The sequence below is a fragment of the Terrimonas ferruginea DSM 30193 genome (assembly GCF_000425585.1).
Taxonomy (GTDB): Bacteria; Bacteroidota; Bacteroidia; order Chitinophagales; family Chitinophagaceae; genus Terrimonas; species Terrimonas ferruginea.
On the sequence record NZ_KE384399.1, the window covers coordinates 38,485 to 51,433 of the forward strand.

Here is a 12,949-nt window from a genome sequence, read left to right on the forward strand (position 1 = left end):
CAGTCAATCGGCAATAAGTGAATGGCTGTTCAATTTATACATCCGGGGACATTCGTCCCGGCACATCTTCACATTTATTAGTTTCCTGCGCGCTGGCGCTCGTCATCCGCGCCACCTGTTTTTCTTCGCTGGTTGTTGGCGGATTTACCAAAGCTGTACACAAAATTCAGCGTGATGATCTGCGAGTCGAGAATATTCCGGTAACGGCCCTGGCCATTCCGCAGGTTGTTGATTTTTCCCTGGTTGATACGTGTATGGAAAATATCACTGCCTGTAAGTTTCACCGTGCCTTTGTTATTCAGTATTTTTTTCTGGATACCGGCATTCATTACCCAGAATCCGGCTAATACAAATTGCCCGGTGATGCGTTGGCCTAAATAAAATCCACCCAACTCTGCGGTCCAGCCTTTGCCCAATTGTACCTGGTTGCTGATGTTGCCATAACCAAAGTAGGCGGCCGTGTCAACCTGTTCGGTATACAAAGCGGATTTGGTCTGCACGCGCGTCAGTTCCGCATACATATTCAGGGTCCATGCTTTTACCGGATTCAGTGAGGCATTGACGGACAACGACAAATAACCACTTTTGCTGATGTTGCCCGGCCGGCTGTAAAAACGGTTCTCTTCCAATTGTATCGTTTCTCCTATTTCATCAATGGTATTGTTCCACGAGAAAGAAGTAGTGATCATGTTTTTGAACACATGCGTCAACTCAACGGTGTGTGAAATAGTCGGATTGAGAAATGGGTTGCCGACATACAGGGTGAACTTATCGAGCGGGCTGACGAATGGGTTCAGATCGCGGTAGTACGGACGGTTGATGCGTTTGCCATAAGAAAGCGTCAGTTGATTTCTTGACAAACTGTCAAAGCGGTAAGAGGCATAAAACGTTGGGAACAACTGCGCATAGCTGCGGCGGAATTGGGAATCGGGTTTCGCCGGATTACCGAGCTGGTTTCCTTTCAGGGTGGTGTTCTCATAACGAAGGCCTCCCTGTATCGAGAACTTCGACCACTCCTGGCTGAAATTCAGGTAAGCGGCATGAATGTTTTCGGTGTAAAGAAAATGGTTGCTGATGTCATAATCTGCTGAGGTGTTACCGCCTATCGTACGATAATAATCTGCTTTGTTGTCGGTACGTGTATGGCTTGTTTTGAAACCCGCATCCATCCGCAATGAAGCGGTCAGCGGATGTACATAGTCGGCTTTATAGGAATAAATATCAATGGAAGAAGGCAGGTATCCACGGAGGAAGTCATTTCCTTTTTCTGTGCCGTCAGCTTCATAGCTGGAATTGAGTGAATATTGACGCGAGCGTGTATTGAAACGGATATAGTCAACATCCATCGACAATTCACGACCGGGCTTTTTGAATTGATAACGGTAATTGATATTGCTGCTGGTATTGTTCATGCGCATCGGCGCTTTGTTGTCCGCTGTGATAAACGAGTCCAGTTGATCGGCGGCATTAAATAGTTTGTTGGTGCTGTATACACCGCGGAGATTCTGACGGTTCAGGTTGGTTATCACTACGCCAAGTACCGAACGTTTGCTGATGTTATAATCGAGGCCGGCTTTCCAGTTGATACTTTTTCCGTGTGTATGAAGATCCGTTTGCTGTGTAAAAGAAGAAGCCGGACTTCCATCATCATTGAAATAAAAACGGTCGATGGTGAGATCATTGTAGTATTGGCTGTTTTCATAACTCACATTGCCAAAGAAGTTCACATTGCCGGTGCGGTAGTTGAAGAGAAAACTATTGGAAGATTTGGGATAAATTCCCTGGCTGTAACCAAGATTGAGCGTGCCGTTGAAACCACTGCGTTTTATTTTTTTCGTGCGGATGTTGATCACGCCTGCATTACCGGCCGCATCGTAGCGCGCAGGCGGGTTCGACATCAGTTCGATTTTGTCGAGTGCACCCGCAGGTAAAGAACGCAGGTAAGCTACGAGATCTGATCCCGACATGTAGGTGGGTTTGTCGTCGATGAACACCACCGCGCCACCTTTTCCTTTCAAGGTTACCGCGCCGTTTTCATCCACTTGCACACCCGGACTGTTTTGCAGCACTTCAAACGCCGATTTACCCGCGTTGGACATCAATGCATCCACGTTCACCACCACACGGTCGATCTTTTGCTCTACATAAGGACGGCGGCTGGTAACGGTTACATTTTCCATATTGGTTTGTTGTTGTAACAAAACCAACACGCCCATGTCGCGCAAACCGGAGCCGATCAGCAAGGTATCCTTCAGTGGCAAATAACCCGCGGCGGTGATGGAGAAAGTATAGTTTCCGGGTGTGATAGGGTTAAAGTCGAACTTACCCGCATTGTCTGCCGCGAAAGAGCGGTTGTAAGAAGAGTCGCCAGGCGAGCGCAGGGAGATGGTGGCTCCGGCAATGGGCTGCTGATCGTGGTTAACGACAGTTCCGGCAATGCGGCCCTGGGACTGGGCATACAATTGCGCAAACGCGACAAGACATAAAAGGGTGAACAGCTTTTTTTTCATAAAAGACAAAATGATACCTCATGCCTGCGGGCAGGCGCGTAAGGGGCTTGATCGTTGTACAGGACAAGTTGCACGACGACCGGCCGGGTTAAGAATAGTATGACTTTAAATCAGGATTGCCAGTTGACTTTGACAGTCATTCCCGGTTTGAGAAAGCGGCTTTTCAGCCGGGAATGAATGGCATCGGGTTGTTTGATACCGTTTACAATCAATTCATCATTGGAAAGCATATAGGAAATATGCGGAATGTTGCCACTCGCTGCAACGGGATAAGGGTCGGGCAACACCTTTTCATTAACCAGTGCACGTGTGATCGCATTTACCCGCGGGTCGCCATGTTCATTGGTGATCCTGGAAATGGGCAGATTACGTTTAATGTTTTCACTGTGTTTATACATTTCTTCATCAACAATACGTTGTGCATTGGCTTCTGCTTCTTTTAGTTGTTCTCTGGCGCGCTTATCCTCTTCGTACATCAGCTTATGCAGCTTTCCGTCTTTTAGTTCAACACTGATACCGTTGTCGTAGTATCTTGTTGTGCCTGTTTTCTTTGCACTGTTTTTAATGGCCTGTCCATCTCCGGTAACGGTAGTATTTCCGTTTTTACTGATAGAAATGTGCAAAGGGATATTGATATTGTCGCTCACTTTAACTACGTGAACAGGATCGTCGTCACCGGTTATGGTGGTTGTGGTGGTAGTTGTTGTCGTTGTGGTAGTGGTAGTAGTAGTAACGGGTGATGGCGCGCATACTTCTGCAGGATGAATGCCGGATTGTTGTGCAGCGGGCATTACCACCGGTACCGGCAGCAAGGGAGAAAGGTTGATGGCCGCGGTTGGAATAGTATCCCTTCTCGCCTGAAAAGCTGTATCGGCTGTGTTCTCTCTGCTGCTTATATTATCAGGTACTACCAGGCTTGTGAGTGTAAGCAACAACAATACGAGGCAAACAGTCAGCGTGCGGAATTCCCATTTCGACAATAAACTATTGCGGCGGCTGAGCATGCGTTGCACACGCGTCAGTAAATGAGGCGGCCTTCCCGGGAAAGCCGGTGCCGGCGGATACCCCGCAAGATGATATTCCTGGAACGCTACCAGCGCATGAATCAGTTGCCGGCGGTCGGGTAGTTGCTGCAAAGCAAGTTCATCACAACAATTTTCCCTTTCATCTTTGATCAGCCGCGATACCCACAATAAACCGGGATTGAAGAAGAAGATCGCTTCGGCTAATTGCTGTACAAGATTAACGAGATAGTCCTGGCGGCGCACGTGCGCCAGTTCATGCAAAAGAATAGCTTCGATCTGATCGGGTGGTAATTGTGTGATCAATCCTGCCGGTAAAAGGATCACGGGTTTGACGATGCCTGTGACTAATGGAACACGGGCCAGCGCCGATTGTAATAAAACCACGCGGCGGCGGATTTGTAATTGGGTGGCCAGTTCCTGCAGGCGCTGCTGCCATTCCAGCGGCGGTGCCGTGATATTGGACTGACGCAGATGACGGATATAACCAATACCTGCGAGTAAGTAAATCAGTTTGCAAAGGAAAAAGATGAACCACGCAGAGAAAATATAATTTGAATAATTATCGAGTGTCGCCAGGAAACGCTGACCCGCACTGCTGAGTGAACTGATATAAACAGGTGTGGAAGAAGTAATCGCCTGGGTTGTGGCAGGTTTATTAAACTGCGCTACTTCGCGGATGGAGGTGCCGGTTACGCAGAGCAGGAACAGTGCCCAGGTGATGAGCAAAAGATTGTATCGCACGGCCGGCCGCGAATGACGGGTACACAAAACCACCACAGCGGCAACAACTGCCAGCAACAAACCTTGCCAGATCGAATGCAGCAGCACACGCGAAATGGCTTGCAGCACGCCGGAGGGCAGGAGCGAAAACAATAGTGACATACTCAGCGGTTTTAGGCCGGATCCTTATCAAGATCGTCCAGCAGTTTTTTGATTTCCTGTAATTCCTTTTTGGATGTTTGTTTGTTACCCAGCAACTGCATCATCAGGTGACGGGCCGATCCGCCGTAAAGCGTATCCACAAATTTTTCAAGCAATAAACCTTTGGTCTCGTCTTCTTTCATCGCCGCCTGGTAGATATGTTTCATGCTGCTTTCATCGCGCAGCAATAACTTTTTTTCTACCATAATCTGCATCAGCTTCAACGTAGAGGTATATTGCACACTCCGCGTTTTTTCATTGAGCGTATCGTTTACAAAACGTACGGTCGACGGGCCATGTTGCCACAACACCTGCAATATTTCCAGCTCTGAACGCGTAGGCTCCGATGACTGCTCCTTCTGCTTCATGATTTAAAGGTAGGAAAAGTTTCGTACGAATGAGTTTCTACCCCTCAAAACCGTATTTTTTTTTGTTGAATACTAGAGATCGACGTGTTTAACCATGATCTTAATGTCCCGGTTGCGGCCTTTGTCGTCGGTACAGGAGATTTTTACCGGCCCGTCGGGTGGCATGAAGAATTGTTTTTCAGACGGGTGACCGCTTTTGAAGAATTTATTGTCTATATACCAATATACCTTGCTCACATCGTTCGCAGTTTTGCACATCAGTTGCAGCGGCTCGGGATTTTTCTTACTGATCAGGTATTCGGTGCCGTTGACCGGCGAATGGATCACAGGCGCATTGCCTTTAAAGATCAGCTGACAGTCAGGATTATGCGGCGGAATAGCTTCGTAAGGAAGATGATTGTCTGCCAGCCAGCCCTGCATATCGGGATCGATTACCTTGTACATTTTCTTTTTGTATCCTGCCAACGGCGCGCAACTCCGGCAGTAGGATATTTTTTCTGCCGCGTCTACCATTACTTCCTGGCGGTTGTTGCAGGTCTGAGTTGCAGACAACAGCGGAATAAAATAATCGGTCACCAGGTTGGTGCAATGATCGGATGGCGGCAGTCCTGTTTCGCTGCATACCTGCCGGATGTCGAGATCGGATGGTTGATTGAACCATTCGCGGTCGTTGTCGTAATCGAGCGTGTTGAATATTTTAAACAACAGCGGCGTTGCCGTGTTCGCACCACTCAATGCTGCCACACCCACGCCCGAAAAGTTACCGGTCCATACGCCTATTGTATAGTTTTTATTATAACCGATGCTCCAGGCATCGCGACGCCCATAACTGGTGCCGGTCTTCCAGGCGATCTTCGGCATGCGCTCGGTGGCGGTCCAGTTGAGCGGAAAATCGGGACGGTTTACTTTGGACAAAATTTCATTCACCATATAGGCCGCCGCAGGACTGATCATTGAAAAGCTCTGCGTAGAGGAGTCGCCCGAAGTAAACGACGGCGCGTAATATTTTCCTTCGTTGGAAAATGCGGAGAACAGAGCAGTCAGTTCTTCCAGTGTGGTACCGCAGCCACCCAGGATCAGCGACAGTCCGAGTTTGCGCTGGTCTTTCTGTACCTGGCGGAAACGGCATTGCACCAGTTTATGAATGAATTTTTCCGCCGTCAGCAGCTTCAGACTTTTAACGGCCGGAATATTCAGGGAGTGCTCCAGCGCATATTCTACGGTAACGTAACCGTTGAATTTCTTGTCATAGTTTTCGGGTGCGTACCCTTCATAGTTGACCGGCACGTCGGTGAGAATGGTTTTGGGTGTGAGCAGTCCTTCATCAAAACACATCGCATAAAGCAGCGGCTTCAAGGTACTGCCGGGCTGCCGTATCGCCCGGACGCCGTCCACCTGTCCGCCGTCCGTTGTATCCGCAAAGTCTGCCGAACCCACATACGTGATCACCTGGTGGGTTCGGTTGTCGATAACGACCACTGCTGCGTTGCGGATTTGTTGCAGCCGCTGTGAGCGGATATAATCTGCTACCAGCTTCTCCGTTTTTAATTGTGTATTGAGACGGATATGCGTTTTTGTATTGACATCACCCGAGCGGGCAAGTCTGTAGGACAGATGGGGGGCATGATGTGGCACAACGCCCCGCGTAGCCGTGAGCGGTTCCGCCAAAGCATCGGCGATCTCTTTTTCAGAAAACAAATGATCACGGGCAAATTTATTCAGCCAGCGGTTGCGTTCTTCCACGATCAATCCGTTCGACCGGCCGATGACGAGCGAAGAAGGGCGGTTGGGAATGATGCTGAGCGCGGTGATTTCTGCCAGCGAAAGGTGATCCGGATTTTTTCCAAAATATAAATAAGAAGCCGCCTTCACGCCTTCGATATTGCCGCCGTAAGGAACGAGATTGAGGTACATCTGCAGAATCTCATCCTTGCTGTATTTCCATTCCAGTTGAAAAGCGCGGAAGGTTTCTACCATTTTACTCCAGAGGTTACGCGGACGAGGTTCCAGCGCACGCGCCACCTGCATCGTGATGGTGCTGGCGCCACTGGTTCTTTTCATGCGGATTAAATTCATGATAGCCGCGCGTGCCACCGCTACTACATTTATGCCGGGGTGTGAGTAAAAATATTTATCTTCTTTTGCCACGATGGTCTTGCGGAGCAACGGCGATATTTCGTTCAATTCTGTTTTCATGCGCCATTTCTCATCGGGCGTGAGGTAGGCGTTCATGATTTCTCCGCGATCATCGAGTATTACGCGGGAATAATTTACTTTATCAGGTAAAGGGAACAGCCAGTTGGCCAGCACAAACAGGCAAAACAACCCCACAATGCCGATGCCGGTGCGGATCAGCAGGCGCTTCCAGTTAATGCGGGGTAGCTTCAATTTCATTCAGGACTGTTTGCACGAAATTATGGAATTGCACATTCGCATCATCTCAATACCACGAAGAGGTATAAGTGAACAAATTTGCGGAAGAGTGGTATGGTTATATTTCGGGTTTTCGATACCTTTCATTTGTATTCCAAAACGCCTCTCTTGAAACCATTTCCGGTTTTGATTATATTAAATCTTTCCAACATGCGCATCAGAAGCCTGCTTCTTACCGTAATCACTTTATCGGTACTGGCCATTTCCTGCAAACGCAATGGCATCCGCCTGGATTATACGAACGCCAAAGGCGAAGTGCCGCTGCTGACCAATCTTGTTTTCCGATTCGATCAGTCGCTGGTATCCGACTCCCTGCTGAATGCGTGGGACAGTACAGAGTATGTAACCTTCGAGCCGGCTATCAAAGGCCGCTTTCGTTGGGAAAGTCCGGACGAATTGGTGTTTTCTCCGTCCGAACCGCTTTCTCCGGCTACGAATTACAAAGCAAAAGTCAAAAGCGGTGTACTGAAGTACAGCAAATTCAACAACGTTAAGAATGCAGACAAGATCAATTTCCATACGCCTTCGCTTTCTCTGGCCAATTCGCAGGTGATGTGGCAGGGGGAAAGCAATACCTCCGCCATTCCGCAGATGGACCTCGTGTTTAATTATAAAGTGAATCCGGCGGAGTTAAAAGACCGCCTCAGGATCGAGGTCGAGGGCAAAAAACAGGACTTCACGATGGTGACCGTTTCACCCGATACAAGGATTACGGTCCGGCTCACCGGTCTCAAACTGGAAGATAAGGATTATGAAACGCGCGTAACCATCGGCAAAGGATTGAAACCTGAGGGCGGCGGCAACAGCACGTCGGAAGACCTGAGCACCAATCTCTCCATTCCTTCACCCTATGTGTTATCTATCCAGGATATGGAATCGGAGCACGACGGCGCAGAAGGCATGATCCGTTTTTATACCAGCCAGCAATTGACCGGGCAAAGCCTGAAAGAGTTTGTAAGGTTTGAACCGTCCCTCGAATACACGACAGAAATCACCGACAACGGTTTTATCCTGCGCAGTGATAAGTTCGATGCCGAGAAATCATACATGGTGCGTATCCTGAAAGGCCTGCGCGGCAAGATCGGCGGTGTGTTGAAAGAGGATTATGAAGGAAGCGTTGCCTTCGGCGAAATGGAAGCGGATATCAAATTCACCAATAGCAAAGCGGTCTATCTTTCCCGCCAGGGCAACCGCAATGTGGAAATCCGCGTTACCAATGTGCCGAAAGTAAAACTGGTGATCTCGAAAATATACGAGAACAACCTCATCAACGCACAGCGGTATGGTTACTATCCCCGCGAAAAAACATCCGGTGGTTACGAAGAAGAAGGAGATTATTACGATGACTACAGCAGCGGTGATGTGACGTTGGGTGATGTGATCTACGAAAAAGAAATCGATACACGCTCACTTCCCAAAAGCGGAGCCGGCCGCCTGCTGAACTTTTCTCAGTTCGAAGACCGCCTGCCCGAATTCAAAGGTGTATATCATGTGATGATCCGCTCAACAGAAGACTACTGGGTGCGCGACAGCCGCTTTATTTCCATGTCCGATCTCGGATTGATCGCGAAAGAAGGACAGGATAAATTATACGTGTTCGTCAACTCGATCAAATCCGCCTCACCGGCCGATAAAGTAAACGTAGCGGTGTATGCCGCCAACAACCAACTGATCGGCACCGGCAGCACCAATGCAGAAGGTGTGGCCGAGATCAGTACGGGCACTAAAAAAGACTATGCAGGATTCAGGCCGGCCATGGTGATCGCCAAAACCGCCGATGACTTCAACTATCTCCCCTTCAACAATACAAGAGTAAATACCTCCCGCTTTGAAGTGGGTGGCAAGCGCAACAATCCCAGCGGCCTGGATGCTTTTGTCTATGCCGAGCGCGATATCTATCGTCCGGGTGAGCGGATCAACTTCTCCGTGATCATCCGTGACAAACAATGGAAAACGCCGGAGAATATTCCTTTGAAGATGAAATTCCTGCTGCCGAATGGGAAGGAATTGAAAAGCTTCCGCAAAAACCTGAACGAAGAAGGTTCGCTCGAAGGCAATATCGATCTTTCGTATTCAGCCATCACGGGTGGCTATACACTGGAAGTGTACAGCAGCAACGACCTGTTGCTGGCAAGCAAGAATTTTTCCGTCGAAGAATTTGTACCCGATCGCATTCGCGTAAACACCAAACTGAACAAGGAATTCCTGCGCCCCGGTGAGTCCGCCGCGCTCACCATCAACGCGATGAACTTCTTCGGGCCTCCTGCTGCCAACCGCAATTATGAGACGGAGATCCAGGTAAAACAAAAATATTTCTCCGCGGAAAAATTCAGCGACTTCGATTTCACGTTGGCCAATCAAAACAGTTTCTTTGATAAAGTAGTCCGGCAGGGTAAGACCGATGAGGCCGGTAATGCGAATGAAGCATACGAAGTGCCGGCAACCTATGCCAACATGGGGGCACTGCAGGCAAACTTCTACAGCACGGTGTTCGACGAAACCGGGCGTCCGGTAAGCCGCATGAGCTCTGTTGACATCTTCACGCAGGACGCCTTCTTCGGCATCAAGCGCGACTGGTATTATTATTACCCGCTGAATCAACCGGTGAAGTTTACACTCGCTTCCGTTAACCGCCAGGGAGAACCGATGAGCGCAAAGGCGCGTATCGAAGTGATCAAACACGAATACCGTACGGTACTTACGCGCAGCGGAAGTTATTTCCGTTATGATTCGCAGAAGGAAGACAAATTGGTTTCAGAAATAGAAATGAACATTGGTGATAAAACACCTTATTCTTTTGTACCGCGTTCACCCGGTGATTATGAAATACGTATTTTTCGTCCCGGTGCCAACAACTATGTAAGCAAATCATTCTACAGTTATGGCAGCTACGGTGGCAATAACAATTCATTTGAAGTAAACACCGAAGGCAATATCGAAATACAGTTGGATAAAAAATCTTACCTCACCGGTGAAAGTGTGAAAGCGCTTTTCAAAACACCGTTCAATGGTAAGATGCTGGTGACGGTGGAAACAGATCATGTGGTTTCTTATCAATACGTAAATGTTGAGAACCGTACGGCCAGCGTGGACCTGAAAATGTCTGCCGATCATGTGCCGAACGCTTACATCACCGCTACGCTGATCAAACCGCATGAGGTATCGGACATTCCGCTGACGGTGGCGCATGGCTTCCAGAATGTATCCGTGGAAGAAAAAGGAAGAAAAATTCCGGTAGAGATTGTCGCCGCTAAAACGGTGCGTTCGAAAACGAAGCAGAAGATAAAGGTAAAAGCCGCACCCGGCAGCTTTGTAACACTCTCCGCCGTTGATAATGGTGTTTTGCAGATCACCGATTTCAAAACACCGGATCCGTACGATTATTTCTACCAGAAAAAAGCCTTACAGGTAACGGGTTATGACTTATATCCGTTACTGTTTGCCGAAGTGCGTGCCCGCCTCAGCAGCACTGGGGGTGATGGAGAATTGTCGATGGATAAACGTGTGAACCCGATGCCGGCCAAACGTGTGAAAGTGGTTAGCTACTGGAGCGGTATTGCCAAGGCAAACGGCAGCGGTGAAGCGACGTTTGAAGTGGACATTCCGCAGTTCAGCGGTGAACTGCGGCTAATGGCTGTGTCCTATAAAGGTCAGCGCTTTGGTGCCACCTCCAATACCATGACGGTAGCCGATCCCATTGTAATCAGTACGGCATTGCCGCGTTTCCTCAGTCCGGGCGATACGGTGCACGTACCGGTAACGATCAGCAATACCACCGACAAAGCCACGAATGTATCCGCTTCAATCAGTGTAGACAACGGAGCGATAAAAGTGCTCTCGGGCAATAATCAATCCATTAGTCTTAATCCGAAATCGGAGGGTCGCGCGGCCTTTAGCCTGGTAGCTGATCCGAAAATCGGTGTAGGCAAAATCACGGTAACGGTAAACGGGCTGGGCGAGAAGTTTACGGATGAAACAGAGATCTCGGTTCGTCCTCCTTCCACGCTGCAGAAAGTAACGGGCGCCGGCACGCTTGAAGGCGGTTCGACGCAGAAACTGACTATCGGTCTCAGCGACTTCCTGCCCGGCAGTACGAATTATAAATTAGTGGTGAGCCGTTCACCTGCGTTGGAACTGGGAGAACAATTAAGATACCTTGTTCAATATCCGTATGGATGCACGGAGCAAACGATCTCTGCCGCATTCCCGCAATTGTATTACGGCGATCTGGCCGATCTGATGCAACTGGGTAAAGCCAGCAGAACGAATGCTAATACCAATATCATGGAAGCGATCCGCAAAATCAAAATGCGACAGTTATATAATGGTGCCGTTACACTCTGGGACGGCGGTGGCACCGAAGACTGGTGGACCACCATCTACGCGGCACACTTCTTACTCGAAGCAAAGAAAGCAGGCTTTGAAGTAGAGGCGAACCTGATCGAAACATTGCTCAACTATGTGAGCAACCGGCTGAAGAACCGTGAGCTCATCACCTATTATTACAACCGCGATCAGAACCGCAAGATCGCGCCGAAGGAAGTGGCGTATGGTCTTTATGTACTGGCATTGGCAGGCCGAAGCAATGTACCGGCAATGAACTATTACAAAGCCAATACAGCGATTCTTGCGCTGGATAGCCGTTACCTGCTATCGGCCGCTTATGCAACGGCCGGTGACCGCCGCTCGTTTGCTGCAATGCTGCCGGGATCATTCAGCGGTGAAGTATCTGTACCGCAAACAGGCGGTAGCTTCTATTCCGATGTCCGCGACGAAGCGATTGCGTTGAATGCATTGCTGGATGTGGATCCGGGTAATGCGCAGATCGGCATCATGGTAAAACATGTAGCAGAAAAATTGAAAGCGCGTCGTTACCTCAGTACACAGGAACGTGCATTCGGATTCCTGGCATTGGGCAAACATGCGCGCCGCGCCAATCAATCGACGGCGGGTGTGGAAATACGTGCGGGAGGTAAAGTGGTAGCGAAAGCCGACAATGGCCAGTGGAGCGGTGATATGGCTGCACTGAAGAGCACACAGATCGAGCTGGTGGCAAAAGGTTCCGGTAAGCTGTATTACTTCTGGGAAGCGGAAGGCATCAGCGCCAGCGGGGCTTATCGTGAGGAAGACAGTTACCTGAAAGTGCGCAAACGTTTCTATGATCGCTCAGGTAATCCGCTTTCGGAAAGCAGTTTCCGTCAGAATGATCTGATCATTATCGGCATCACGCTGGAGAAATCATTCTCTACGCCGGTGGAGAATGTGGTGATCACCGATCTGTTGCCGGCAGGTTTTGAAATAGAGAATCCGCGTACGAAAGATATACCCGGTATGGATTGGATCAAAGATGCCTTCACGCCGACAGCGCTCGATGTGCGGGATGACCGTATTCATTTCTTTGTCGATGCCAATTCAGCGAAGCAGGTATATTATTATGCGGTACGTGCGGTGTCGCCGGGTAAATATAAAATGGGACCTGTGAGTGCCGATGCGATGTATAACGGCGAGTATCATTCGTATAATGGAGCAGGGTATATTGAAGTGAGGCAGCAGTAATAGGTGAAAGGTTTAAGGTGTATGGTGTAAGGTTAAACAGCCTTTGTTGAGTAGTAAGTTTTAAGTGATAAGTACGGCTCTACATTCACTATTCACCATTGACGATTCACGACCAAACAGTTTGACTTTTAAATTA

The 12,949-nt window shown here is 48.9% G+C and carries 5 protein-coding genes; 1 reads left to right on the forward strand and 4 read right to left on the reverse strand.

Going from position 1 to position 12,949, the window contains the following annotated elements; translation table 11 throughout:
* Positions 1-77: 77 nt before the first annotated feature.
* The 4 genes from H608_RS0114640 to pbpC form a co-directional block, all read right to left on the reverse strand.
* Positions 78-2,510 (reverse strand): TonB dependent receptor, encoded by a 2,433-nt coding sequence (locus tag H608_RS0114640; protein ID WP_051268356.1) that lies wholly within the window; start codon positions 2,508-2,510, stop codon positions 78-80.
* 110 nt (positions 2,511-2,620) lie between these two features.
* On the reverse strand, positions 2,621-4,417 hold the full coding sequence (locus H608_RS0114645) for a M56 family metallopeptidase (protein ID WP_028788330.1): 1,797 nt from the start codon (positions 4,415-4,417) through the stop codon (positions 2,621-2,623).
* Between the two features lie 11 nt (positions 4,418-4,428).
* On the reverse strand, positions 4,429-4,824 hold the full coding sequence (locus H608_RS0114650; RefSeq protein WP_028788331.1) for a BlaI/MecI/CopY family transcriptional regulator: 396 nt from the start codon (positions 4,822-4,824) through the stop codon (positions 4,429-4,431).
* A 72-nt stretch (positions 4,825-4,896) separates the two neighbouring features.
* Positions 4,897-7,218, reverse strand: a complete 2,322-nt coding sequence (pbpC, locus tag H608_RS22520; protein ID WP_038008634.1) for a penicillin-binding protein 1C — start codon at positions 7,216-7,218, stop codon at positions 4,897-4,899.
* A 189-nt stretch (positions 7,219-7,407) separates the two neighbouring features.
* On the opposite strand from pbpC, the gene H608_RS0114660 reads away from it, so the two are divergent.
* Entirely contained in the window at positions 7,408-12,813 is a 5,406-nt protein-coding gene (locus tag H608_RS0114660; protein ID WP_028788332.1) for an alpha-2-macroglobulin family protein, read from the forward strand.
* Positions 12,814-12,949 lie beyond the last annotated feature (136 nt).

Excerpts from the sequence above, each read along its gene's own strand:
- H608_RS0114650 (WP_028788331.1), bottom strand. The coding sequence starts at position 4,824 with ATGAAGCAGAAGGAGCAGTCATCGGAGCCTACGCGTTCAGAGCTGGAA.
- H608_RS0114645 (WP_028788330.1), bottom strand. The coding sequence starts at position 4,417 with ATGTCACTATTGTTTTCGCTCCTGCCCTCCGGCGTGCTGCAAGCCATT.
- H608_RS0114660 (WP_028788332.1), top strand. The coding sequence starts at position 7,408 with ATGCGCATCAGAAGCCTGCTTCTTACCGTAATCACTTTATCGGTACTG.
- H608_RS0114640 (WP_051268356.1), bottom strand. The coding sequence starts at position 2,510 with ATGAAAAAAAAGCTGTTCACCCTTTTATGTCTTGTCGCGTTTGCGCAA.
- pbpC (WP_038008634.1), bottom strand. The coding sequence starts at position 7,218 with ATGAAATTGAAGCTACCCCGCATTAACTGGAAGCGCCTGCTGATCCGC.